Here is a 26,493-nt window from a genome sequence, read left to right as displayed (position 1 = left end):
TAGCGTTCACAGAGCCGGTTCAGGGGTTGGTGGGCGCCGAACTTCTCATACAGGATCATGGCCAGAAGGCTGGGGCCCGCCCATCCTCGGGGAATTACATGGAACGGTGCGGGTGTCTGGCTGACCTACTCGCAATCACGACACGTGAACTTCTCCCGCACGGTCTCGATGACTTTCCACTGCCGCCTTGGCCAAGTGCCAAAGGGTCATGAGAGCGTGGGTCTTACCGCCGCCGAAACCTGTCGAGAGACGCAGGATCGCTCCGGCCTCAGTCGTCGAGGTCAGCCGCCCGAAAACGTCCCGGCATAGCTTTGCGAGAGCTGCCGTCGGATGTGTGTTCCGGAAAAACTGATCCGGATCACGGTAGATCGTCGGTCCGTCGTTCCTGATCAGCTTACCAAAGCTTGCAGCAAAAATCGCGTCATCCAGTTCGCCCTGAAGAACGTCGTCTCGTGGGGTGCTACCCTTTTTGACACTCATGCCCGGCTCGCCTTCTCAGCGTTGGCGAGTTGCTTGTCCAATGTGACCAGCTCGGCGCCGAGTTGCCGGGCCAGCCAAAGATAGCTTGCGTCGTATGCAGTTAGACCTGTGGCACTTGCCAGCTCTAGAACACCGTCGTGATCAACTGTGGCATTCGACACCTGAAGTCGGTCACGCAAACGGAAGGCCGAAGTGAGTGCTTCCCGCTGCTCCGGATGGCGCCGGCTTTTGATCAGGCAGACATTGGCGAGCTCAAAGCCGAGCAGAGCGGGCGCCGCCAACTGTGCACCATCGAGCTGGGCAGCGATCTTTTCCGCCTCTGGTTCACTGAATAGGAGGGCAGCCAAAGCCGATGCGTCGACCACCTTAACGGCCATCGCGGTCGGCACGGATAATGGCAGCGGCCTCACTTGGCGTTTGGACGCCTAACCGACGCACCTCAGCTAAAATGTCGGCAGGTGTCGCCGGCTCATCCCCTTTAACAGCCGCTTCGATAATAGCTAGCAGTTCGCCCTGCAGGGATCGGTGATGCCGCTCAGCCCGCTCGCGCAGGCGCTGCACAACCCGATCGGGTGCGTTTTTGATAGAAAGGTTTACGGGCATGGTTCCAAATCGGCTCCAGGGCGGATGCGTGAGTAACACCTTTCGAGCAGTTTGTCAGCAAAACGACTTACCTCCCCAGCCCTACCCCCGCTCGTCAGATCGAATTCCGATTGCGGCAACCCGCCCTCCCGGCTTGCCCAGGCACGGTAAACTAGGATTATCGATGGGTTGGCGCAGCGAATTTTTCTACCCCGGATTGTGCTCGATATTCATTCAATAACCGAACGGTAGGCGACAGTGGCAAAGCCGAGTTGCGCCATTCACGTCGCTGGTCACATGCCGTGACAATCTGCACTGCAGTGTGCTGTATTTCCGTCGTTATCAGTGCACAGAGCAGAGGTCTCGATCTAGCCCGCGACCTCCAGCAGCCGTGCTCCTCTGACTATTGTCTTGGGAACTGCGGGGCTGCTGGGTTTCATTAAAAGCCCGTAACGGGTAATTTCAATGTTCGCGTTCGGATAAGCACTTTTCACCAAAGGCATCACCTGTCGGACGCTAGCACCGAGCTTGTGTGAGCGCGCCTCTGAGCCCAGCTGATTCTGGAGATGCTCCCAACGCAAATGCAGATCGGCTTTCAATCGTGGTAACCGATAGGCAAAGAGGGCGTAGAGATCGAGGCCAAGTGAGTTACCTGCCAAAATTGCGATACCTCGCTTATCTAGCGGAACGGCATGCTCGCGAAGATTCTCATGGAATTTCGCGCTCAACTCCACAGTGCCAGACCATCCATCGTTACTCGAGTTCAGGATCTCCAATCCCTCAACAATCTTGGTGTCGCTGATCGTGGTCCGCTCAAAACCCGACTCTCCTGTCTCAGTCCACTGTAGGGTGTACTGGCATCTTGCGATTCGGAGGCATTGTTCCTTCACCGCCATGATAGACCCTCTAGGCCCACCACTGACCGAAAGGCCAAGGGATCGCAGAAAAGCGCTCAGACTAGCGCCCAAAGACACGGTGCGGCTCTTGAGGCCCTCGGTCTGAAGATGGATCATGATGAGCCGCGCCTTTGGACCAAATGGAACGCCAACGTAAGCGGCAGCGTTTTCAGCGTCAGTAAGCTGCCGTCCCTTGGCCTTGCCATCATCCAAAATGCCAGGTGTGATCAGAAGAGTGAAGCGGCCACTCTCACGACGCCAGAAAGTTTGGTTATTGGCCGGTCGAGTGTGAGGCAGACACACTTGGCACAATCCCGAATGGAGGAAGGATAAATCGTCAGCCGCGGGCATACTGGTCAGAAGGCCATGACCGATTTCAGCACGTTTGACGAAGCGGTTTCTCACGGAGAGGTTTGGGCTCTCGGCTTCGATTTGCCTAATACGCTCATCCAGGCCTACGAACGTCAGCTGTGTACCGCTTTCCATCTGGGCCTCCGCGCTCTGCGGGTCATCCTTAAAGCATATTCTTAGCTGTCAAAGCGTTTTTAAGTAATGAAAACGATGGTTTATCCCTGATTCAGCGCTGATATCCCGAACTCATCGTACTGGCAGAGCCGTAGCCGTGTCCTGAGCGCTCCTGGAAGCCAGTGGACCCCCCGAAGTCGCCTTAAATATCCCTGACTCAGCGCAAATATCCCGGACTCATCGTACGTCGATAGGTCGAGTCGCCCGACGGTGGCCATTTTGGGCCTCTAAACGCGATGAGTCCGGGATATTCGAAGGATGGGCTCCGCCGGCAGTACGATGAGTTCGGGATATCAGCCTCCGTGGTTACCCGATAACGCGCTGATAAATATGCCATTCTTTGTGTCGGGGGTTCTGTGACGGGATTTGTAGGTAGTAGGCAGCGAGCGTGTGTGCACGATGAGTTTGGGATATCTTCGCTGCTTTAGAGGATGTTGGTCCTGAAGCTAATGCGATCTCAGGCCCCTCCCCCGGCAGGCTCCATTCGGCAGCGGAAGTTCCGCGAGTCTCTCCGGGGTTGTAGCCGTCAGACGAGTGCTGAGTTCAAGATATCCCCGCTGGAGGTGGAGTTGGGGTTACCCGGCGTTCGTGGCGATACGCTGAGTTCCGCATTGGTCCGGCCTTCTTTTCATCAATCACTTTTCTGATCTAGCTCTCAGTCGCGCGCCCGACCTATCAGAAGATCTTTTATAGACTCTATAGGTAAGATAGTTATCCCGAAGTCATCGTGGAAAAGCACGGGTCATATTCCAAACTCAGCGCGGGACAGTAAAAAGCGTATCCCAGAATCATCGTGTTTTTGTGCCGGACTCATCGTGGATAACTCGAAGTTCCGAAATCATCGTGGATAAGTATCGAAGTGTTATCCGCAACCTATTCCTCGCCTTCGCTGGGGTCTCGCGTCACCCTAGCATTGTCGCTGCGTCAGAATGGGAGCAGCGACACCACCGGGTGCTGCGAGCCATCTCAGCGCCAAGATGCGTCCGGTATCCTCGACGGGCGTATGATCTTGAGAATGAGATTTCTGTCCGTTCTCCGTAATGTTAGAACAACTTGCTCAGATGCGCGCGTGCATCGTAGACCGCTGTTGCTTGGCCTTCTTCTTGATTAGATGGTCAATTTCCTTCTCATATCTCGACGATAAGTCCTCGGTTAAGGCGAACGCGGCAAGTTCGCGTGGCAAAATCCGAAGCGAGGTCATCTTAGGTTGTGCATGATAGCTACATTTCGCGGCAATCATGCTTTGAAACCCGTCCAGCAAAGTGGATTTTTGTAATGATTCCTTCATGATTTGACTGCGAAATTGCTGCATATGTCCCTTACCTGGGACAAGAATTTCTCTACTTCGTCCTTGGGCAGATTCGTTTCGTTGAAGCGGATACGGATCAGACCGGGCCTCTTATCAAGAATGAAGTTTGGCGCCGTCTCCGACTGCTCGTCTGCATCACCCTTTGGCGGGAGACGGGTTAGGTGGCGCAAGATGAGGTCGAACCGCGCGTCGCTGTCCACCGAGGAGGCCTTCCGGCAACTCGTCAGTATGGTCTTCCTCTCTGATTGCCAATCGATTTGCTCTACCGCTTTCGAGAGGTCCATCCATTTGCGGCGGCCCGTTTTTGGGGCAGGGCCGATTGCCACGATCAGCTCCTGCGGTAGGACAGTTGCAATACTAACCATTCGCGACGCTTCAGTTTTGTCGATGTTCAAAGCGGAGCAGATCACGTTTCGCCCGAATTTCTTTGATTCCAAACGCGCGGCAAATGATGCCCGTTCGATGTACGACAGATCAAGACGACTCTGATTCTCCTGCCCCTGAGCGATGATCAGTTCATCATCGGTCAACGTCTTTATCATTGCCTTTATTGGCCGCCCCAAGACCTTAAGCGCACGGTAGCGCCGATGCCCGAAGGCTATTTGGTAGCGGCCCTCGGTGTCAGGGTGCGGCCTTACTAGGATCGGCGTGCGTTGACCGTAGTCTCGAATCGAGGCGATGAATTCCTCCATTCCGCTCCCGTCGCCGATGCGGTCAGTGATGAACGATGGGTCGATCAAGTCAGTGTCGATTTCAGCAACGAATTCGCCTGTTTCGATCCTATCCTTCGCCGTCCGGAGGTCGGCCGCCATGGCCTCAAAAGATTCGCTCATAGCGCCCACCACGCCTACTGCGCGCGAGCCGGGCCTCCGTGGCGCCGTGGGCGCGTAGGTTTCCTCTTCTGACGGTGGAATTAGGGCTTCAAGTAGGTTCTTCCGCCCCATCGTTAAATTTCCCATGCCTGCTCAACTAAGCGTTCGATTTCAGCATTAACTTGATTCATCGATTCCAAAGCGCGGTCGTAGGTTGACCGGGTGAACTGCTCGCGCGTCACCTCGTAAAGCGTCTGTTTCGTGATCGCCGCGTCAGATATCGCGGTGCTCTTCACCATTGCGTTCAAAAGCACGCGCTCACCAAAAAGCGAGCGCATAAAGGCCACCATCTGACTCTGGGGGGCATCGGTAGGTTCATGCCGGGTTACCAGATACCGCATCCAATCGTACTGCATATTGCCGCCGGCTTTGGCCACGACGGCGAGCAAATCAGAAGTCATAAGCAAGAACTGACACATCGACATAATGTCGAGCATCTGGGGATGGACCGTGACTAGGAGGGCGGTCGCAGCGCAGAGCGCCGAGAGTGTCAGAAAACCCAGTTGCGGGGGACAATCAATAATTACGACATCGTAATCGTCTTTAACCTCAGCCAGGGCTTGAGACACGCGCGAGAAGAACATTGTCGACCCTGACTTTTTCTCCGCTAGTGCCACGGGGCTCTCGTGTTCAAACTCCATTAGCTCGATATTGCCCGGAATTAGATCGAGCCCGGGAAAGTACGACTTCTTGATGACATCTTTCGTCGACCGCCGTCCTTTCTTATATTTAATAGCGCCGTACAATGTCTCGTCCGGCCCGACGTCAAACTCAGGCTGATATCCGTGAAGCGCCGTGAGGCTTGCTTGCGGGTCGAGGTCCACGGCAAGAACGCGGTAACCTCGTAGCGCCAAGTACTGGGCAAGGTGCGCGGCGGTTGTCGTTTTCGCTGATCCACCCTTGAAGTTGGCTACACAGATGACCTGAAGATGGTGATCTGCTTTTCGCTGTGGGAGGTAACGCCGATCTCCTTTTCCCCCCTCGTCTAGAAATTCTCGAAGCGCCCGGATATCAGCAAAAGTGTAGGATCGGCGACCATGCATAGTGGTATGTGGAATCGGGCCTTTGCCATCAAGCGTCAGCTGGCGCAGATAGCTATCGGCGACGCCGATGATCTTCGCCGTCTCAGTGGAGGAAAACCGCCGGAGCGTCTTTTCGGCCTTCGGGGGAAATAATTTAAGGCGGTGTGCGTGCAATTTATCCGAGAGTCCATTGGCGTCGTCTGCAATCAGCTCGTGGAGAGCTGTCATAGCCGTCGTTGAATTGGCCGGTTCCGTGTCTACGCGGCGCTTCGTTGGTGACGGCATTTAGCGACTTCCACAAATATTTCCGTCTAAATGTGCCCATCCTGCCAGCCTATGCAAGCAAAATCAGGCTCCGAGGGTACCGGTAGCTGACCGAAAGACCATGTAAGCTTCGTGCGCTAGGTGACGTTCCTAATACGCTATCGCAAAAGGTGCAGATGGCCCCCTGCCCTGCTTGCCATAGCTTTCCAGCTGCTCACCGATACGGCGCGCGGTGCCAAGCGTGTGCTACGCGAAGTGCTGGTCGAGCCTTGAGCTTTCGGACCATTCGACGATCCTAGGCTGGAAACCCGTCGCATTCGGTTTTCACAGGGCGATTGCCCTGACCGCGCAGTAGCTACGTTCAGCAACCCTAACGCCGGACCTTCACATCGCAGTGGAGCACAACCTTCAATCGAGCTTTGTCTCGCCCTGATCCTGGCGGGGGAAGGACAACCCGTCATAAATCTCGCTGACGGGAATTTCGATGCCGATTTCAGGCATAGGGAGGGTTTCATTATTGGTCAGAACTGTCGTTCGCCAAGCCTCGTCTGGCCCTTCCCGCTCCATTACCGTAAGTCCAATGCTCGATGATTCGAGGATGACGTAACGCCGGATGGATGGGACGGCTGCGTATTCCCGCACCTTGACGATCCGGTCGATGCGGCCGGAGGTGGGGCTGAGGACCTCAAACACGACCACAACGCCGGGCACGAGGTGATCCTCGCTCTCTACTTGTGAACACGTGACGAGGGCGTCAGGATAGCGAACGGCCTTATTTACGGTCTCAAGAGCTGAATCGGGACCGAGAGGTTCGCACGGGCCACCGCGGAGCCGGCTGTTTAATGCGTTGTGTAGTCCGCGCATTACGCGGCTGTGTCCCACGTTGCCACCGGTCATAGCTACCGGCTGAAAACCGTCGAATTCGTAGCGGGTCTGCTGGTTTTCGGCCCAGGAGAGGAACTGTTCCTGTGTCCAGGGTTTGTGTAGGGCTATGTCCATGGCTTGACCTTAGCACGGTCTGCGCCGACTTCACTACTTCTGCGGTGGGAAGGACGCGGCGCTACGAGGGGGTTGGCACCGTTTTAGCGTCGCGCGATTCCAACAGCTCAGCGCCAGGGTGGCCAGGTGACCCCTGATCGAGCGGCCCACACTCAAGCAAATCGACGTGTTGACCGCGGTCAACACGTCGTGACTGCTCGGCTCGGCACTCTCTGACCGGCGTCAAGGGCGCTGCTTGCCACCCCAAGGCTAAACGGCGTTGTCGCGAACGGCGGCTTGGCAACATCCTGAGCGAGTCGGCGAACGGTTGACCACGGTCAACTTCGCTTTCGGGCTTTTGGGTGCTGATGGTTTTGGCCTACTGGGGCGACCATCTAGGTTGCGCCGTAGCTGCGCTCATCTACTCGCCAAGGCACGCCGGGCGAAAATAGTCGCACTGCCGCTAGCCGGATCCCAACGCTGTGTGACCGCGGCCGCCGCCCAGTGGTTGAAGCGCGCCTCGGCCGGTGGCTTCGTGGACCCTGTAGCTTGGCCGTGGTCACCCGGAAGTCGTCCGATGATTGCGGACAACTTCTGCCTGCTCGAGCGCGTGGGGCTTTGGCCATAAGATTCCCACAATGCAACCTTGAAAAAGGTGTGCCATGACTGAGCCAGATGGCGAACCTGCGGGTTTGATTCACCCGGAGCGAGTTGACCGCGGTCAATTCACGGACGCGTCAGCGCGGCGGAGGTTGAGGTCGCCAGCCGATGGGCGGACATGCGCAAGCTTGCCGGACTGTTGCCATTGTTCGCTATTGAGTGGGTATCGAACTCGGCGGGCGCGGCGGAAGCTAATGTTGACCGCACCCAATTGTAGCCGGCTAGGCTGGCAGCGTTAGCGACCCTCCAGCGTGTCGCGGCAACTAACGCAATGCCGGCGGAACAATCTGAGATTTGGGCGATCCGGATCGGCGCCGCCGAAAAGGGAGAGTTCCGGACGCCGTGGAGTGTTCGACGAGAAGGCGTGGTCATCGCGGGGCCGACCTTGCCAACGACGGTCCGCCGCGGGCAGAGCAGGAGAGGGCCGCCACCCTGAACAAGTGCAGACCAAGTTCTCGTGGGTTTGATTCGTTCCCAAGCATCCTTGCACCAGTAGGGCGGGGCAGGGGACACCGCCCACAGCCCTTTGCAAGGTGCGTAACAAAAACCGCCCGACAAAATACAGTGCTGACGGCTTCAACGCCGTTCTGGCTCAAAAACCGGCGCTGTCGGACAGGTTTTAAAGATTGACCGCGGGCTTGCCGGTGGCGCCTTTCCAGCCGAAAGCCTTCATGAGTCGGTGTAGGCCCCAAAGCCGAGGCGGTCTCACTGGTTCGATTTGGTGGTAAAACTCTGATCCATGAACATCGTGCTGATACAGCTGCTCAGAAGTCGTACTAGATGCGGTGCTCGCTCAGGCATCCGGGCGATTTTCCTCTCGGTCCTCCGCCCTGACGCAGAAAAACGCTTCATCAGACGTTCGACATTCACTTATGGCAGCGTGTCAATGGCGGCGACGGCACCTGCTGGCGGTGAACAGCGGACCGGGGCGAGAGGGCCGCTCCGGATCAGTCGGACGGACTGCTGCTGCCATCGTGTGTTTGTTGTCCGAAGGCACATGAGCGCAGGGCGGGAGCATCGGCAGTGAGCTGTTGAGAACACATCCCGGCGTTTGGATTGATTGCCTCGCAAAGATAACGTTTTGGGCGGCTGACAACCCGCTGGCGTGGTATCCGACAGCAGAATCAATGACTTTTGCGCGGGTGAGGCACGGTAATCAATTATTACCGTGCCTCCATTAGGGAAACACGTTAGATGCCGCAATCGGTGGTTCGATGCTTCTGCGGCCTTGGCAATGGCCGCAGCTATTCGGCGGACTGTCGCTAATCAAGTGGAGAGGGGGAGGGGGAGGGGTGGCCGGGACCGTGGCGATCGAACGCGCTCCGCCTTTCTCCTCTTCAGCCGTTGCCGGGCAAAGCAGCCACGCCCGCTGTGGCTAGGCTTTCTTCAGTGGGGTTGTGCCAGTCCGCACCTGGACGGCCATTTTCCTGGGAGACGCTCAGATAGGAGCAGGCTTGGGCAATCGGTGTCCGTCGCGGACGTCGCGCGGCCATGCGAGAAAGGCGAAGCGCCGCACCGGCCGACTTAATCCATAGATTAAGCAGCGAGAAGCGCCCACTTCGCGAATGCGGCCCAAGTCTGCGAGATCTGGCCACCCTGGGCCGGGAAGGTCATGAAGCCGGGGGCCAACACTCAAGCTAACGATCAATAGGTCAACGGGTGGACATAGCCATGGGCGACCGCCCAGAGACGCAAGTTGAAGATCGTTAGCCCTGACCAGCATAAAATGAACCTGATCGGTTGCCGCCGGGTGATTATCGTATGGGCTTTTTCCCCGGGGGTTGTTGTCAGGGACACGGCATCGCGGCATCGTGTCTCAACTTCCGCTTCGATGAGTGTTAGGCCACCCTGGTTTACTTCGAGTCCTAAGCGAATTGCGAAGAGCCTCCTCCTGGATGACACAATGGCCGCGCTGCGGGTCCTCCTTGTTGAGGACGAAGGCCTCATTCGCCTCCTGACCGCGGAAGTTCTCCACGAGGAGGGTTTCGAGGTGGTAGAGGCGTGGAACGGTGTTGAAGCCATTCGATTGCTTGACGGTCCAGACGGCTTCGATGTGCTCTTCACCGACGTGCGGATGCCGGGGACGCTTGACGGAATAGATGTGGCCGAGCACGCCCGACGCCGAGACCCCACGATCCCGATACTTGTTGTATCCGGCTATGCTGTCGACCTCAGGAAACGCCTTAGCGCCCTGGAACCGGCCGCCGTCTTCCTCAGCAAGCCCTACAATATGACGGAGATCATGGACGCCCTGAGACGCTTAATGGCGACCCGGTAGCCTCGGCTGTCGGGCCGCTCACTTTGCCAGCCGAGCCTTATTCATCCGCATCGTGATGACCACACCGTCACCCGACCAATCGAACGCGATCGAGCCGCCGAGTTGTCCGGACATGCTCTGCTCGATGAGCCTACTGCCGAACCCGTTTGGTCGCTCGTGGGCGGCGGCTGGTGGACCGCCGTGCTCGGTCCAGATGAGGACGGCCTCATCATCGTCGGCGGTACATGAAACCCCCAGTGTGCCACCCGGCACCGAGAGCGCGCCATATTTGATCGAGTTGGTCGCCAGCTCGTGCACAATCAGGGCGAGCGTCGTGGCTCCTGCCTCTCCAACGCAGACCTCGGGCACTGAGACGTGGACGCGGTCGTGGAAAGCCTCCTCGTGTCGGTAAGGCGAAAGCAGGACGGTCAGCAGATCGCCAAGAAGCGCCGCCTTTTTGGCTGCGCCCGGTATTGGCCGGATCAGGTCGTGGGCACGCCCCAGGGCGGTCAGCCTCTGGGTCAAATCTCGGGCCATCTCCGTCGTCGTCGCTGCCGAGCGCGCGGCGATTGCCGTCAAGGCAGACGCGATGGCAAACAAATTCTTAACCCTATGGCTCATCTCCGCCGCGAGCATGTCGCGCGCTTCCTCGGCAACCTTGCGCTCAGTTACATCGAGGAAAACCCCGAACATAGTGCGATCAATGATGCCGATATCGTCGCCTTGACCGCGCGCCGATACCCAGCGGACATCGCCGTCGTTCAGGATGCGGAAGTCGATTTCGTAGGGACCCAGCACCGCGCGTGTTTCCTTGAAGGCGACCCTGACCCTGTCGAGGTCCGCCGGATGAATTCGCGCTGACAGGTCTTCGAACGTGATCGGCCCGTCCCTCGTCACGCCCCACAAGCCGTAAGCGCGCTCGTCCAGAGCGATCTCATCTGTGTCAACGTTCCACGACCACAGAGCGACCCCTGCGGCATCGGTGGCGGTGCGCAAGCGGTCAACGCCCCAGACCGGGGCGCCCGAACCTTCAAAGGACATTCTACTGCGTTCCTTCACGCCCGACCGACCCGTCCAGGTGTCCTAGGTGTTGAGGCGAAACGATCAGGCCCGTATATATGGAACAAATCAGCTTAGCGACGTGCGTGTCTAGTTGACTTTCTCGCCTGGCGGCTGAGGGCACTGCCCGGACGGAGCAAAACATGCGATCTGCGTTGGACGCGTTCCTCAAGAGGTTCGTCAACATCGGCCGGCTGACGGTGCAATGGCCTGATGGGCAAGTGCAGACCTATTCGGGGCGCGCGGGACCGGAAGCGGGTGTCGTGTTGCGTGATCGGCAAACGGTGCGCCGACTCGTGCTCAATCCGGAGATGGCGGTCGGGGAAGCCTATATGGATGGCGGCCTGAGGCCGCTCGGCGGCAGCACAATCGATGAAGTCCTTGCCGTGCTTTTGGCTAACCTCCGGGCCAATCCCAATGGGGTTCTTGTCGCTTGGCTTCGGCGCTCCGCCGCTCAACTGCGCCGACCCCTTGATCAATTCAATGCGCCCCGACGAGCACGGCGCAACGTAGCGCATCACTATGATCTGAGCGGGAGGCTCTACAGCCTCTTCCTCGATCGTGACCGGCAGTATTCCTGCGCCTACTTTCCCATGGGCACCGAAGCGCTGGAAGAGGCTCAGGCGGCCAAAAAACGTCACATCTCCGCGAAACTCTGCCTAGATCGGCCCGACTTGCACGTGCTCGATATCGGCTGCGGCTGGGGCGGCATGGCGCTGACCTTGGCGCGCGATTACGGCGCCCGCGTGACCGGCATCACCCTTTCCACCGAGCAGCTCAACGAGGCGCGCGCCCGCGCCGAGGCCGCGGGCCTGTCGGATCAGGTCAAATTCGAGCTGCAGGACTACCGGGCGGTGCGGGAGACCTACGATCGCGTCGTCTCGGTCGGCATGTTCGAGCATGTTGGCGTCAGCCACTACCGGACCTTCTTCAACGTCATTAAGCGCGCGCTCAGGCCTGATGGTGTGGCGCTGCTGCATACCGTCGGTCAGTGGGACGGACCCGGGACCAACAATCCCTGGATCAGCAAATACATCTTTCCGGGCGCCTATTGCCCGGCCCTGAGCGAAGTCATGCCCGCGGTTGAGCGCTCGGGTCTGGTGGCCACCGACATCGAGGTACTCCGACTGCACTATGCCGAGACGCTGCGCCATTGGCGGTGGCGTTTCGCCGCCAACAGGGACGCGATTGCGTCGCTTTATGACGAACGCTTTTGTCGCATGTTCGAGTTCTACCTCTCAGGCTGCGAGCTGGGCTTCCGCTACGGCAGCATGGGGGTTTTCCAAATCCAGCTCGCGTGCGAGCAGACGGCCGTGCCGCTGACCCGCGATTACATCACGGATGTTGATCGCAGTCTCATCCGTCAGGTCTGCGCACACCCTTCGGCAGCGGAAGCCGACAGCCAGCCGTCGCGCCACGGTCAATACTGATCACTATAGGCCGGGTAAGGGTTGCCCTGGATATCTGCGACCGGCGCCTTGCCCCTCCAAAACGAACAGGTCCCCCGGAAGCATGGGGACCCGCGCGGACATTTGCCGTTTGAGTGTCGTCATTCGACCGCTGTCTTGGCCGCGTTACTGAGAGCGGGAGAACATCCGGCAGAGCCACGATATCAGCCACCCGCCCCCGCAGCATGTTGCCGTGCGCGCCGGACCCGAATGTTCGCCAGCCTTTGGCTCGCCCGCATTCGCCGGATGCCAAGCTTATAGTGGCCGGACGTGTCCGTTTCCACTGCAGAACGACGCACTGCCAACGCAGGTAGGATCGGTTCTTCGACCCTGAAGCCGGTCACAGACGCTTAGTAGACGCCTTGGTAATAAATTGTATTGATCACATCTGCGTAGCGAGCTCCAGCATTGCCTGGAATCGGCAAATGTCGAACTCATTCCTGTGCGGGAGCTCACGTAGAGTATGCGAAACGGTAGAGCGTTCCCGCCGCGACTTGTAGGATCGGTATGAGCGGCAGCTTTATCGATACGATGAGGCCAATCACTCCGGGCGAGCGCCTAGGGTGGGAGGCTTTCCTTCGCCTACCCGCTGCGCACTGGAAGGCCGCCCGCACCCTATTTCGCCGTTCCTATAGTGGCTGGGATGTGGCGACGAATCTGCTGCACTTCGTCAGCCAGACGGGCGTCTACGACGCGCAGATCATCGCAGCTCGGAGGTGCTCGTTGATCGTGGGCAATCCTACCGTGCCTCAGCAGGGGAGAATGGCGGGTGGCCGCAATTGAGGGTTCGATCTGTTGGACCATCGGCGATGGCCGCCTCAGCGGTCAGGAGGGAGCGGGTCGAACTCGCTCACAGCGTTTGTTGCCTTCAACCGTTGGGGGTTAGTTAGGCAGCCGTGGTCGCTGCGGCTACGCATTCCAAATCCACTAAGGGTGGGGCCGCTCCACCATCCCCACAGAGAACCGGCTCACGCAAATATATCCGTCGACGTGGGCAGTTCGCCTTCAGCTAGCACTGGTCGTCAGCCGACCGCATTTCCCGAGCACACAACCTCAAGTGATTTTGAGGCGTTGGAAGACGGGTACCTTCACCAAGTCCAAGAGGATCGCGAAGACGACGGCCGCGGCCAGCGCGCCGGCCACCACCCACGCCGGCAGTGGTGTCATTGCGATGCCTGCAATGGCCAAGGTGGAGGCAATGAGCAGATCGGCGACGGACGATAGGAGGAGCCAGCTACTCGGACGTGAGGACCACAAATGACGACGCTCACGATTGGTGTAGGTGGTGGCCTGATTGCCGAACACGATGACAATGAAGGCCAAGGTCTGCAGGGCGCCTATCGGGAATTCCATCCTATAGGCGCCAAACGCAAGAATGCCCGTGCAGAGCAGCAACTCGCCAAGGCCCATGATGACACCGGCGATTGTTAGATCCGTAATCTGCCAGCCGTTCGGCGTGACCGACGGCCGGACATTGTCCGTCGTCAGCGACATGCCGAGAAAGTCACCAGTGATCATGATCAGGACCATCAGCAACGGGGTCAGGATCGCATGACCAGTCATAAGCAGGCCGATAGCCAGAAACAGCACCTGCACGGTTTTTTTGGTAATGGAGTTCAGCGTGTAGCTCAGGATGCGCTGGAACGTCACGCGTCCCTCCTTGACCGCGGCAACGATACCGGCGAGTCCTGGCTCGGTCAGCACCATGCCGGCTGCCGATTTGGCGACGTCGGTTGCTGTCGAAACGGCGATTCCCATTTGAGCTTGGCGCAATGCCGGCGCATCATTGGCGCCGTCGCCGCACATGCCGACGGTATGGCCGCCCTTCTGGAATGCTTTGACGAGTTTGTACTTGTCCTCGGGCAAGACACCGGCGAAGACGGCGTATTGCTCGGGGTGGACAGCATCGGGGATCGGGCCGGGCGGACAGATCGCGCCATCGAGCCCCACTGTCTTCGCGACGATGGCCGCTGTGGCCGGCGCATCGCCCGTCACCATGACCGTGCGGACACCAAGGTCATGTAATTCGCTGATCAGGGCGGCCGAGTCTTTGCGAGGCGGGTCGCTAAGCGCAACGAGTCCCGCAAGCTTCATCCCGGTCGCGGGGCCGGAGGCGACCGCCAGCACCCGGAAGCCCTTGTCCTCGAGCTCCTTTGCGGCGGTGGCGGCGGTCGGCGATGCTTGGGCAAGGTCGACAACGACGGCGTAGGCGCCCTTCACGATGCGTTGCGGGTTCCCCGTCGCATCCGTTGTGGTCGCCTCGGACATCTTCTTAGTTGGATCGAAGGCGACGAATTTAATCAACTTCGGCGCATCAGAGAGCTTCTTGCTTGCGGCCGCCGCGTGGATGGCGCCATCGACCGGGTCCTCGCCGCCATCCGAGCTGGCAAGTGCGGCCAACGCCAGAACGTGTACCTCATCGAATCCGGGCATGGGTCGGACGGTTGTGACCGTCAGCGCATTTTGGGTCAGTGTGCCGGTCTTGTCGGCACAAAGAACAACCATCGATGCAGCTTCATCCACGGCCGAGAGGCGGGTCGGAAGGACACCCAGCTTTGCCAGGGCCCGGGCGCCAAGGGCGGACGCGAGGGTGAAGGTAGCCGGGAGTGCGACGGGTATCGATGCCAGGATGGCCGTCAGGACGAGGGGAACGATGTCGACGATCGGCATCTTGAGATACCAGCAGTAGGCCACCAGCAGCACGATGACGACGCCGTTGAACGCGGCGAGATTGCGGACCACACGCAGGACCGCCTTCTGCTGAGTACTCGCGACATGGGCGGTCCGAACGAGCTCTGCAGTGCGTCCGAACTTCGTCCGAGCGCCAGTTGCTGTGACCTCCGCCTCCGCCTCGCCACGCCGAACCAACGTGCCCGCGTAGGTCTGAAGACCGGCGGCGGCCTCGATAGGCACCGATTCGCCGGTAAGCATGGATTGGTCGAGAAGAACTTCGCCACCTATCAGCTTCACATCCGCGGCGACCACGCCGCCCAGCGACAGCTTCACCAGATCGCCCGGCACGAGCTCCGCGGCTGGCGCGGACTTCCACACCCCGTCGCGTTTGACCGAAGCGGTCAGCGCGAGTCGCGACTTCAGCGCGGCAAGCGTCGCCTGAGCGCGACTTTCCTGAAAGAGCCCGAGCGCGGCGTTGAACAAGAGGAGAAGGGCAATGATCGCAGCCTCGACATATTTGCCGAGCACCAGCTCGAGCACGATGGCGGCTTCGAGCATCCACGGGATGGGCGCCCAGAACTTTTCGAGCGCCATTCGCCATGGGTGCACGCTCGTGTCTGGCATAGCGTTGGCGCCAACTTTTGCGAGCCGGCGGCCGGCTTCCTCACTCGTCAGACCGCCTGAAGCGGCTTTCTGAGCGTCCGTGGAAGTGGCGGGGGCGGCGGTTGTTGCGGGAGGAAGTTTCTGCGGCTCAACGTGTGCCAGTCTATTCGCTATGGACCCCGATCCTGACGCCGGTTCCGCGTGAGGTACAGCACTGGGCCCAATGCTCGCCTTCGCTCCCGATTCTGTATTTGAAACCGAAGCGGGGAGCGGGTCGACATTGGCCTTCATAACTGATGGTCCCTTTCTTAATGCACTCCAACGACAGCAACCACCAAGGGCGGCGCGCGCGACGTGCTGCGGCACCTCGGCAAGTGGTCTCGAAGTCAATGGGATGCCCGCCGCCCTGGGGCATTGAGGTCGGAACGGTTCGAGCGGAAGAGGCCACCGGCCTCCCGCCGCCGAAGAACGCAAGCAAAGACGTTTGCAATCGAACAAGGAGGCACAGCTGAAACACCAAAGAGAACATTCGTAGGACGCCGCGCCTAGGCTCGGAAACTACTCAGGGTGTGGGACGTATGCCGTCTGGCTGTGTCTCCAGCCAGAGGACTAAGCAGCGCTCGCCCGGGCCAACCTTGGGACTACCTTGGTCACGCTGTTCAGCGCTGGAGCCCCGGTGCGAGATATCAAGGCGCGGAATCCGAGGTTGTGACGAACGGCGCCCACTGGACTGCCCTGTCGGCAGGATAACGAGTCCGCCTACAGTGGCTGCCGGCTTGTTCGCCGGGACACGGACGCCGGAAGTCACAATGTTGGAATTGCTGGAATGGATGCTGCCCGTAAAGACAACCATCGAGCCGCGCTCCCGTAGCATTTCCAGGATACAGAAGGAGTTTCTCGAATAGGCTGGCGCGAGCCGCCTCCATGAGTAAGCTACGGCATGAGCCGCCGCCCACGTGTCTGGAAGCCGTGGCACGCTGAACCGAGCCCGGCGGACAATGCCGTCGTCCAAACTCCCGAAGAGCTCGCGGAGATCGAAGCTGGACGCGCAGATCGCCGCCGCAACATCAAGAAACGAGGCAACGCTGCCTTCAGGGCGCGACGAAAGGCTCAACTCGAGGCGGAAGATGACCTGGACGATTGACCTGAGGACCTCGGTCCAAGCCATGCAGGGTTCGGAAGACAACGGGGCGGACGTCATGGACCGTCCAGCCTCGCGCTCGAACGCGAAAAGATAAGAACCGCACAAACCAGCCCACTCCGCAGAGCGTGTGGCGCGAGTATCGCCCCCTTCGAAGACGCCCCAGGTTTTGCGTGATCCGGCCGCCCAGCGCCGCCAAAGTCATGATGCCAACGATCACCAGTACAACAGACGCGACTGGGCAGAGCTACTAGATTGCACCGCCGGCCAGCTCGAGCATCTCGCTCGTTTGAAGCTCCATCGTGGCGAGTATCCACCTCCAAACGTCCGTATGCCCACGGAAACCTGGCTGTGTCGCTCCGGGTTCCACGCTGAGGCGCGTATGCCGATGGCAACGGCAACAAATGGTTCAGCCTGCGGGGAAGCCGCTGGTAGAGCGCAAATAGCGTGTGAAACCGCCAGGAAAATCCTCCTATTTGAATTTTCATTGCGTTCCTAGTCGCCGTCCGAGAGGACACGCGCAAACTGCAGCTGCTGGCTGGAAAACGGCATGCCGACACACCTGGCATCATTTCGTTGCCATCGGGTGAGTGCGCTCGCGGCACGACTTTTAAGCCACTTGACCCTTAAGCGGCCGGCCCTCGTCGATCTCATCTGCCATAGATAGAATCATCTGAGCCGGGGTTGAGGCGAAAGAGAAAAGCCCTGGCTCGCCTTTCTTGCCTCCAAGTCTCGCCAACACGGCGACGACGACCACCTGGGCGTCATCGCGATACTCTTGAACTACTCGTTCCGTCAGAGGCCGCTTCTCCGCGTCGGCGAGGGCACGCGCAGCAGTCTCGATTAGAGCAAGAGAGAGGGGTGTCATGTTGTTGGCCTTTTCCCAGATGGCGTTCCCGTTGAAGGAGCGTCTTCGCCGGATATTCGGCCACCGTATCGCTCTCCCGCCCACACCTCTGCTTGGCCATCTGGCTTGACCTCGAACGTGGCGGCCAAGCGCGTCTCGTCGTCGGTAGCGCGCGAAACCTTCCAGCGGTCTGCAACGTGCCCATCTTCGTTTACGATATGAATTCGGTATTTCGTCATTGCAGACTTCCTCGTCCAAGCGCCGGGCAGAGCCCATCTATAACTGTTTCGAGGTCCGGATGGCAGTTTCGGAAACTACTCATGGGAAGCGAGTCGCTTTCCCCAGATGGCATCCGCACCTTAAGAAGCCGAAACAATAGGAGACGTGCACTGAATCGCATGGAAAGATGTCCTGGATTGGACCAGCAACTCCGGCAAGCGACAGCTACAACACCGTAACCTGGGTTTTTAAGTCAGGCCGACCTGCACGCACCTCATCACTCGCGATTAAGAAAACTTCCCTGACCTCGCCGTCGGGACAGCAAGCATCGGCCGGACTGTCATACGACGGACGTTAATCAGTTCATCACGACGATCTTCACAAAAGGGGAAGAGCGCGTTGCCTAAGAGATCTTCCGCAGCACCTACCGAACCAGCTACCGCAACCGGGGGCGCCTCTCCGCGAGGTGCTGAAACCAGGCTCCTGAGACCTGCAGACGCTCACTTCCACAGACCGCTTCGAGGATTCCATGTCCGGGCCGCAGTGTTCTGACCTTTACGATTGGGGATCTGCGATGGTGCGGCATCCGTCGACGACGGACAACGCAAGTCTAGCGGAATGGCGATCCTGGCTGGTTCAGCACATTGTTGGCGCCAGATGAGATCACGATCACCTCGCGGCAGGATCACCCTGCCTCCGTTGCGGAATGCCTGCTACGGCGGAAGGCTTGTTGGAGGTGTCATTGCTCTGGTTGATCGCAAGCAGCCCGCTGCCGCCAACCACCAGCGCTTGCGCAATCTCAATGAGCATGCAATCGTTCATGGTGAGTCGTCCCATTTCCAATCGCGAATCTCAGGAAGGTCTTCACCGTGCTTGTCAATGTATTGCTTGTGTTCGACCAGCTTGTCTCGCATCAGCTGCTTTAAATATGCGCCCCTGGTGCCAAAATGAGGAACCCGGTCGACTACATCCTGCACTAGGTTGAATCGATCCAGTTCATTCTGCACTCGCATGTCAAAGGCGGTTGTGATGGTGCCTTCTTCCTTGTAGCCGCGCACATGGAGGTTCCGGTTGGTTCGGCGATACGTGAGCCGGTGCACCAGCCATGGATAGCCGTGGAATGCGAAGATGATGTGCTTGTCTTTCGTGAACAGGCCGTCGTAGTCCATGTCGCTCAAACCGTGCGGATGCTCACTCGCAGATTGCAACCGCATCAGGTCCACGACGTTGATCACGCGAATCCGGATCTCCGGTAGATGCTCGCGAAGGATCGAGACGGCTGCTAGCACCTCCAATGTCGGTGTGTCTCCGCAACAGGCCATGACAACGTCCGGCTCCTCGTGCTGATCGTTGCTCGCCCATTGCCAAATGCCAAGCCCCTCTGTGCAATGTATGACGGCTTGTTCGATCGTCAGCCATTGCGGCATGGCATGTTTACTGGCAACGACCACGTTGACGTATTGGCGGCTCCGCAGGCAGTGGTCGAACACGGACAAGAGGCAGTTTGAGTCAGGCGGTAGATAGACGCGGACGACGGCCGCCTTCTTGTTAATCACGTGGTCCAGGAATCCAGGGTCCTGGTGGGTGAAACCATTATGGTCCTGCTGCCAGACGTGCGAGGCAAGCAGGTAGTTCAGTGACGATATCTTGCGCCGCCAGGGGAGTTCGTTGGTCACCTTGAGCCACTTGGCGTGCTGGCTGAACATGGAGTCGACGATGCGGATGAAGGCTTCGTAGCTGTTGAACAGGCCGTGGCGCCCGGTCAGCAGGTAGCCCTCCAGCCAGCCTTCGCACTGGTGCTCGCTCAGCATCGAATCGTGCACGCCGCCAACGGGCGCGAGGAACTCGTCATCGGCCACCTGGCGGGCGTCCCACTGCCGACTTGTGACCTCGAAAACTGCGTCCAGCATGTTGGAAAGCGTTTCATCCGGCCCGAAGATGCGGAAGTTGCGTGGCGCCTGGTTCTCGGCCGCGATGTCGCGGAGGAACTGTCCGAGCACGCGTGTGTCCTCGGACGTGACTGCTCCGGGCGAGGGAACAGCCACCGCGTGCATCCGAAAGTCGGGCATCTTCAGGTCGCGCAAGAGCGCGCCGCCATTCGTGTGTGGGTTGGCGCCCATCCGCCGGTCGCCCTTGGGCGCGAGTTCAGCCAGTTCCGGGATGAGCCGTCCCTGTAGGTCGAAAAGCTCCTCGGCCTTGTAGCTCCGCATCCAGCTTTCGAGCGGTGCTACGTGGTCTGGGTGGGCGGCGTTCACCAGAATCGGCACCTGATGCGCGCGGAACGTGCCCTCGATCTTCAACCCATCCAGCTCCTTCGGACCGGTCCAGCCTTTGGGGGACCGCAGCACGATCATCGGCCAGCGGGGGCGCGATGCGTCGTTCGACGAGCGGGCCTCGTCTTGGATGTGGCGGATATCCGCGACGGCTCGTTCGACCGTCTCGGCCATCAGCCGGTGCATGACTGCCGGGTCGTCACCCTCGACGAACATCGGTTCCCAACCACAGCCGCGCAGGAACTGCTCCAGCTCGTCGGGCTCAATGCGGGATAGGATTGTGGGATTGCTAATCTTGAAGCCGTTCAGGTGCAGGATCGGAAGCACGGCACCATCGGAGATCGGATTCAGCAGCTTGTTGGACTGCCAGGCGGTAGCAAGTGGGCCGGTCTCGGCCTCACCGTCGCCGATTATGCAAGCGACGATCAGCCCGGGATTATCGAACGCTGCGCCGAACGCGTGGCTGAGGGAATAGCCAAGCTCTCCGCCCTCGTGGATCGATCCGGGCGTCGTCGGCGCGACATGGCTCGAAATGCCTCCGGGAAAGGAGAACTGCGTGAACAGCTTCTTCATTCCCGCCTCATCTTGGCTGATGTCGGGATATACCTCGCTATAGCTGCCTTCGAGGTAGGTGTTGGCGACTAGGGCCGGCCCGCCATGGCCGGGCCCGGCAATATAGAACATGTCGAGGTCGAATTTCTTGATCACCCTGTTCAGGTGCACATAGATGAAGTTTTGCCCCGGCGTCGTGCCCCAGTGCCCGACGACCAGCGGCTTTATATGGGCGAGCGTCAACGGCTCGCGCAGGAGCGGATTGTCATATAGATAGATCTGCCCGACAGAGAGATAGTTCGCCGCACGCCAATAAGCGTCAATGCGGCGCAACTCGTCGGGGCTGCACATGGAGCTGGAGAGGGCGGCCGGATCCGTTCTGCTCGGAAGATCCAGAGTCGAGACGACTGTGTCCATAATGCAATCCTTTTGGCGATTTCGCTCGGGCCCGCGCATCAGACGCCGTGTTCAAGTCAATGCGGTTCTAGCTTCTTCCCTAGGCCATCGGCAGCTTCGGAAACTACTCAGGCGATGCCAGCGCATCCTGCTGGATGCTTACAATCATGAAGGCGCCAAGCTGGACCAGTGGTAATATACCGCCGCCCCGACCACATCCTCGCGTGGTGGGTGCTGGTCCGCGGCGAACATGAAGCTGCGATGTGTGCCCGGCTTGGCCCAAGGCCAGTAGTGCGAAACGGCGCAGACGATGTCAGCCATGCGATGTCAAGTCGCTATCGCGATTTGGGACGCGACACTGGTCAGCGCAGCAGTTAGGTGGGTCGTTCCAAACGGCTTTTGTAGCACGGCCGCATCGTCCGGGATGCCCTGGCGAGAGCCGCCCGTCATGAAGATGTGAGGCATGGCGGTGCGGCGCAGTATTTTGGCCATTGCGGGAACGCCACCGCCCTCGCGCAATCGAACATCGACGATCATCAGATCTGGGCAAAGCCGCTCTGCCGCGGAAACAGCCTCCCGCTCTGTCGTTGCAATAGTGCAAACATCATGCCCCATGTCAGCCAGCAGCTCGACGATCAGGGCGCTGATATTGCCGTCGTCCTCGACCAGTAGGATGCGCAAACGTTTCATGGTTTCTCGTCGTCGCTTTTGCCGTCGTTTACCGACGCATTGACTTTGTCCCGAAATGGTATCTCCGGACGATTGCGCGCATCCGGAACCGAGCTTGCCGACGGCTCCCGCGCCGCGCTGCACAGAGCCGTGGCGATCACAGGGGTTGATACGGCGCTCAAATTGACAGGGCAGGGGCCGGGCGGGAGCATGGTTCCCGATACAGGATGCCGATGATGGGGCGGTAGGGCCGGAAACTACTCAGAGGATGTGTCCGTGCGAGAAGACGATCAGGAGGCAGAACCGTGCTAGGGTCCGGCGGGCGAGCCTCATCGCATTTGAAAGGCCGCCGTGTCACAGACACCTGCGCACATTTTGCCTCGTCATCCCGGCCATGTACTCCCGCCCTTGGGGTTGGCGGTCATCGGCATCGGCGCCTCCGCCGGCGGGCTCGAAGCGGCCACCCAGTTGATCGAGGCATGGCCGCCGGGCAGCGGAATGGCGTTCATCCTCGTCCAGCACCTCGATCCAAGCAGCGACAGCATGATGGCCGCCTTGCTGACGCCCCATACTGCTCTCACTGTTTGCGAGGCGGCGGAAGGCATGCCGATCGTGCCCGGCCATCTGTATGTCATGCCGCCCGGAGCTTACTTGTCAGTTGGCGAGGGCATGCTGCACCTGACCAGCCCTCCTGTACGTCAAGGCGGCGCCCGCCTGCCGTTCGACTTCCTCCTCCACTCGCTCGCCCGCCAATATGGCAAGCGCGCTGCCTGCGTCGTGCTGTCGGGCACAGGGACGGATGGCAGCGCCGGATTGCGATCCATCAAGGCGCAAGGCGGTCTTGTTGCCGTGCAGGATCCAACCGAGGCGAGCTACGATGGCATGCCCCGCAACGCAATCGAGACCGGCTTGGCAGATTTCGTCTTGCCGGTGGCTGCCATTCCCGTGGCGCTGTCCGCAAATCGAGTCCCTTCTGCCGTCCTCGCGGGTCACGAAGTGTCCGACGCCCACCCTGTCAGGATAAACTTCAGTCCTTATCAAGAAATCCTCGAATTGGTGAGGGTCCAAACGGGTCATGATTTCGCAAACTACAAATCCGGCACACTAGGCCGCCGAATCGACCGCCGTATCGCTTTGGCTGGTCTTCGTTCAGCCGAGGTAGCCCATTACCGTGCCATGCTGCAGGCCGATAACGTCGAACTGGATGCATTGGCTGGCGACCTGCTGATCCACGTCACTAGCTTCTTCCGCGATCCGACGGTGTTCGACATGCTGGCATCGACGATCATCCCCGACTTGATTCAGACCCATCCAAACGGCCAGCCACTACGCGTCTGGGTCGCCGGATGCAGCACGGGCGAGGAAACCTATTCGCTGGCCATGTTGTTCCTGGAAAAGATCGAGGCAGCCGAGCGCCGAATCAAGCTGCAGGTGTTCGCCTCTGACGTGGATGCCGAGGCGATCGCTGTGGCGCGGGAAGGCGCATATCCTTCTGTGATAAAGGAGGTGGTCTCGCCGGAGCGCCTTTCGCGCTTCTTCGTACGCGAGGACGCCGGATGGCGCGCGGCCTCGAACCTACGCGCGGCCATCGTCTTCACGGTTCAGGATGTCCTGGCCGATCCGCCGTTCTCGCGGTTGGACATGGTATCGTGCCGCAACCTGCTCATCTACCTGCGTCCGGATGCTCAGGCTCGCGTCATTGAAGCGTTCCATTTTGCCTTGCGCGACGGCGGGATCCTTTTGCTGGGCAGCGCCGAAAACCCGCTTGGGGCTGAACGCGGTTTCGTGGCCGCTGCCAAGGATGAGCGCATCTATCGCCGGGTTGACCGTGCCTCGCCAGGCAAGCTTGGGCGGCCCTCAAGGCCACAGACTGCGGCCCTCGTCCGGCCGGGAGAGGAGAAACGGGTTCGATCGGAACCAGCGCCGGCGGCGCCGATCCGCCCGGCAGCCCTTGCCGAACTCGGCCGTCGCCTTGTCATGGAAGCCTATGCTCCGGCGTCGGTCCTGATCGATACGGGTAATATGGTGCTCTTCTCAATAGGCCCAACCGACCACTATCTCCGCTTGCCGCCGGGGCACGCCACCCTCGATCTGCTGGCGATGGCCCGATCCGGTGTGCGCGGGAAATTGCGCGCGGCCCTGAAGGCGGCGCGCGACGGCAAGGTGAAAGTGGTTGATGCGGGCGTCGTGGTTGGCGAGGACGGAAGCCGGCCGTTCAGCCTAGTCGTTTATCCTGTGTTCGAAGCGGGAGAGCAATTGTTGCTGGTCTGCTTTTTAGACGCGGACCGGCCGGAACGCGGCGACGGCGTTCCACTGCAGCCAGGCCAGGTCTCACGTGTTGCTGAGATAGAGCGCGAGTTGGATGCGACCAGGGCGGAGCTGCAGCGGACGGTGCGTGACCTCGAACTTTCGGGTGAGGAGCAGCGCGCGATTAACGAGGAGGCGCTGTCGGTCAATGAGGAATACCAGTCGACCAATGAGGAAATGGTCGCCTCCAAGGAGGAGTTACAGTCGCTCAACGAAGAGCTGACGGCGGTGAACAGCCAATTGCAAGAGACCCTGGAGCGCCAGCGCACGGCCTCCGACGATTTGCAGAACGTGCTGTTCAGCACGAATGTTGCGACACTGTTCCTCGACCTGGATGGGCGCATCCGCTTCTTTACGCCCGCCATTAACGCGCTATTCGCCATCATCCCAGGCGATGTGGGACGCAAGCTGACGGATTTCGCCGCGCTGGTGCCCGACGGCGCCCTGGCCGACGACGTAAAGGCCGTGCAGGACCGGCTGGAGCCGCTGGAACACGAGATCGAGGCCGCGGACGGCACTTGGTTTCGCCGCCGTATCCTTCCCTACCGCACAAGCGCGGGCCGAGTGCAGGGAGTTGTGATCACCTTTACTGACATCACATCGCGCAAGGCAGCCGGCCGGGCATTAGAGGCCGCCAAGACGGAGGCGGAAGCCGCCAATGCCGCGAAAACCCGCTTTCTGGCCGCCGCCAGCCACGACCTGCGCCAGCCGTTGCAGACGCTCGCCCTTCTTCAAGCCATGCTCGCAGAAGCTGTCACAGGCGAGAAAGCGAGAAGCCTGGTCGCCCGCCAAAATACAACCTTGGGCACGGTGACGGGCATGCTGGATACCCTCCTCGACATCAACGAGATCGAGGCGGGGGCGGTGCAGCCAGACGTCTCGGTCTTTCCCATCGACGGCCTTCTAGAACGGTTGCGGGGCGAGTTCATCTATCATGCGAGGGCGAAAGCTATCCAGCTCCGGGTTGTCCCCTGCGCGCAACATGTGAGGAGCGACCCCAAGCTGCTGGAGCAGATGATTCGCAACCTGCTGTCCAACGCGATCAAGTACACGGCCGAAGGACGCGTGCTGCTTGGTTGCCGCCGCCACGGTGGTGGCCTGAGCGTGGAGATCTGGGACACCGGAAGTGGCATCAAAAATACCGACCTTGAGATGATCTTCGAAGAATACTACCAGGTGGGGAACGCCGCACGGCAGCGAAGCCGGGGGCTTGGACTTGGTTTGTCCATCGTCAGGCGCCTGGGCAAGCTATTGGGGCACAGGGTCCAGGTCTCGTCCCGCTTTGGCCATGGTTCCCGGTTCTCGATTGAATTGCCGCGCCTTGCCCAATACGAGAGCGCGCCTATCCCAACAAATCAGCCAGAAATCGCTGTCATCCGCGCGGCACTACGGATTCTGGTCGTGGAAGACGATCCCGACCTCGCGGAACTGCTCGGCGAGCTGTTGCAAAGCCAGGGTCACGAGGTCACGACGGCGCCGAATGGCCCGGAGGCACTGGCGTGCGCGGCGCGGGCCGTGCCCGAGCTGTTATTGGCAGACTACAACCTTCCCGACGGCCCGAACGGGCTGGAGCTTGTGGGCACCATCCGGGCGGCCGCCGGTCGTACGCTGCCCGCAATCATCCTGACGGGAGATATCTGCAGGTCCACGCTGCGCGCCGTTGCCGAAGCGGGATGCTCTGTATTGAGCAAGCCGGTGGGCCTTGCTGAATTAGGGCAGGCCATCGCGCGCGCGTTAATGCCGCCCGACCTCGGTCGGCCCGTAATTTTCGTGGTCGATGACGACGAGTTTGTACGGGGCGTGCTCATGGAGACGCTGGAAGGCGACGGCCGAACGGTCGCAGGGTTCCCCAGCGGCGAGGCGTTCTTGCAGGCCTATCGCCCCGGGGCCGCCGGATGCTTGCTCCTTGACGCTGCGCTCCCTGGCATGAGCGGCATCGAGCTTCTGGAAAAACTGCGCGCTGCGGGGCAAAACCTGCCGGTGATTGTGATAACTGGGCAAAGCGACGTGCCGATGGCGATTCGGGCCATGAAAGCCGGAGCATCGGACTTCATCGAGAAGCCGATAGACCGGCCCGGCCTGCTGGCCAGTGTTGCCCGCGCATTGGAGCAATCGCTCGATGCGGCCAAGCTCACCGCTTGGCATGCAGCGGCGGCGGCACAGGTGGCCGGTCTCACGCTGCGGCAGAGGGAGATAATGACTATGGTGCTTGCTGGCCAGCCGAGCAAGAACATCGCGGCCGACCTTGGCATCAGTCAGCGTACAGTCGAGAACCACCGTGCTTCCATCATGCACAAGACGGGCATGTCCTCGCTTCCGGCCTTGGCAAGGCTCGCGCTAGCCGCAAGTTCGGCTGATCCGGTCGTGCAATAAGGATCCAAACTTCTGACGACAGTCCGACAACGGCTCGAGCGAAGCGGCAGTGTGTGATAGAAAGCGGTGTCGAAGCAGGCAACTTGGG

At 59.9% G+C, this 26,493-nt stretch carries 16 protein-coding genes and 1 pseudogene; 4 read left to right on the top strand and 13 right to left on the bottom strand.

What is annotated here, in order from left to right; genetic code table 11:
* From GSQ92_RS06255 to GSQ92_RS06220, 8 genes and pseudogenes are all read right to left on the bottom strand, one after another.
* Nucleotides 1-185, bottom strand: a pseudogene (locus GSQ92_RS06255) (IS66 family transposase); the annotation flags it as partial.
* On the bottom strand, nucleotides 136-480 hold the full coding sequence (locus tag GSQ92_RS06250; protein WP_159013148.1) for a hypothetical protein: 345 nt from the start codon (nucleotides 478-480) through the stop codon (nucleotides 136-138). The gene GSQ92_RS06250 and the pseudogene GSQ92_RS06255, both read right to left, overlap by 50 nt.
* Nucleotides 477-890 (bottom strand): type II toxin-antitoxin system VapC family toxin, encoded by a 414-nt coding sequence (locus GSQ92_RS06245; RefSeq protein ID WP_254066570.1) that lies wholly within the window; start codon nucleotides 888-890, stop codon nucleotides 477-479. The genes GSQ92_RS06250 and GSQ92_RS06245 overlap by 4 nt, the downstream gene beginning before the upstream one ends.
* The gene (locus tag GSQ92_RS06240; RefSeq protein WP_159013146.1) at nucleotides 847-1,083 is read right to left on the bottom strand and encodes a FitA-like ribbon-helix-helix domain-containing protein; all 237 of its coding nucleotides are present in this window, start codon (nucleotides 1,081-1,083) and stop codon (nucleotides 847-849) included. Before GSQ92_RS06240 ends, GSQ92_RS06245 begins: the two co-directional genes overlap by 44 nt.
* A 347-nt stretch (nucleotides 1,084-1,430) precedes the next feature.
* Nucleotides 1,431-2,444, bottom strand: a complete 1,014-nt coding sequence (locus GSQ92_RS06235) for a replication protein RepA (RefSeq protein WP_159013145.1) — start codon at nucleotides 2,442-2,444, stop codon at nucleotides 1,431-1,433.
* A 1,323-nt stretch (nucleotides 2,445-3,767) separates the two neighbouring features.
* Entirely contained in the window at nucleotides 3,768-4,736 is a 969-nt protein-coding gene (gene repB / locus GSQ92_RS06230; protein WP_159013144.1) for a plasmid partitioning protein RepB, read from the bottom strand.
* Nucleotides 4,737-4,738: 2 nt separating this feature from the next.
* Nucleotides 4,739-5,971, bottom strand: coding sequence for a plasmid partitioning protein RepA (repA, locus tag GSQ92_RS06225; protein WP_159013143.1), 1,233 nt, complete (start codon nucleotides 5,969-5,971; stop codon nucleotides 4,739-4,741).
* A 387-nt stretch (nucleotides 5,972-6,358) separates the two neighbouring features.
* A complete protein-coding gene (locus GSQ92_RS06220) occupies nucleotides 6,359-6,949 on the bottom strand; it encodes a Uma2 family endonuclease (protein ID WP_159013142.1) in 591 nt (196 codons plus the stop codon).
* 2,542 nt (nucleotides 6,950-9,491) lie between these two features.
* Here GSQ92_RS06220 and GSQ92_RS06215 point away from each other — a divergent pair.
* Nucleotides 9,492-9,866: a response regulator gene (locus tag GSQ92_RS06215; protein ID WP_159013141.1), complete on the top strand. Its 375-nt coding sequence runs from the start codon at nucleotides 9,492-9,494 to the stop codon at nucleotides 9,864-9,866.
* Between the two features lie 18 nt (nucleotides 9,867-9,884).
* Here the strand turns inward: GSQ92_RS06215 and GSQ92_RS06210 are convergent, their stop codons facing one another.
* On the bottom strand, nucleotides 9,885-10,886 hold the full coding sequence (locus tag GSQ92_RS06210; RefSeq protein ID WP_159013140.1) for a sensor histidine kinase: 1,002 nt from the start codon (nucleotides 10,884-10,886) through the stop codon (nucleotides 9,885-9,887).
* Between the two features lie 161 nt (nucleotides 10,887-11,047).
* On the opposite strand from GSQ92_RS06210, the gene GSQ92_RS06205 reads away from it, so the two are divergent.
* Nucleotides 11,048-12,334, top strand: coding sequence for a cyclopropane-fatty-acyl-phospholipid synthase family protein (locus tag GSQ92_RS06205; protein ID WP_159013139.1), 1,287 nt, complete (start codon nucleotides 11,048-11,050; stop codon nucleotides 12,332-12,334).
* 525 nt (nucleotides 12,335-12,859) lie between these two features.
* The gene (locus GSQ92_RS06200; RefSeq protein ID WP_159013138.1) at nucleotides 12,860-13,135 is read left to right on the top strand and encodes a hypothetical protein; all 276 of its coding nucleotides are present in this window, start codon (nucleotides 12,860-12,862) and stop codon (nucleotides 13,133-13,135) included.
* A 270-nt stretch (nucleotides 13,136-13,405) separates the two neighbouring features.
* Here the strand turns inward: GSQ92_RS06200 and GSQ92_RS06195 are convergent, their stop codons facing one another.
* The 4 genes from GSQ92_RS06195 to GSQ92_RS06180 form a co-directional block, all read right to left on the bottom strand.
* Nucleotides 13,406-15,919, bottom strand: a complete 2,514-nt coding sequence (locus tag GSQ92_RS06195; protein ID WP_159013137.1) for an HAD-IC family P-type ATPase — start codon at nucleotides 15,917-15,919, stop codon at nucleotides 13,406-13,408.
* Nucleotides 15,920-18,504: 2,585 nt separating this feature from the next.
* The gene (locus tag GSQ92_RS06190; RefSeq protein WP_159013136.1) at nucleotides 18,505-18,645 is read right to left on the bottom strand and encodes a hypothetical protein; all 141 of its coding nucleotides are present in this window, start codon (nucleotides 18,643-18,645) and stop codon (nucleotides 18,505-18,507) included.
* A gap of 8 nt (nucleotides 18,646-18,653) precedes the next feature.
* The gene (locus GSQ92_RS06185; RefSeq protein ID WP_159013135.1) at nucleotides 18,654-21,077 is read right to left on the bottom strand and encodes a phosphoketolase family protein; all 2,424 of its coding nucleotides are present in this window, start codon (nucleotides 21,075-21,077) and stop codon (nucleotides 18,654-18,656) included.
* Nucleotides 21,078-21,383: 306 nt separating this feature from the next.
* Nucleotides 21,384-21,869 (bottom strand): response regulator, encoded by a 486-nt coding sequence (locus GSQ92_RS06180; protein WP_216856749.1) that lies wholly within the window; start codon nucleotides 21,867-21,869, stop codon nucleotides 21,384-21,386.
* Nucleotides 21,870-22,076: 207 nt separating this feature from the next.
* Here GSQ92_RS06180 and GSQ92_RS06175 point away from each other — a divergent pair, with 207 nt between their 5' ends.
* The gene (locus GSQ92_RS06175; RefSeq protein ID WP_254066569.1) at nucleotides 22,077-26,405 is read left to right on the top strand and encodes a chemotaxis protein CheB; all 4,329 of its coding nucleotides are present in this window, start codon (nucleotides 22,077-22,079) and stop codon (nucleotides 26,403-26,405) included.
* Nucleotides 26,406-26,493: the final 88 nt, after the last annotated feature.

The sequence above is a fragment of the Acidisoma sp. S159 genome (genome assembly GCF_009766125.1).
GTDB lineage: Bacteria > Pseudomonadota > Alphaproteobacteria > Acetobacterales > Acetobacteraceae > Acidisoma.
The sequence above is the reverse complement of the archived record's forward strand: the minus strand, read 5'-3'. Positions and strand labels throughout refer to the sequence as shown.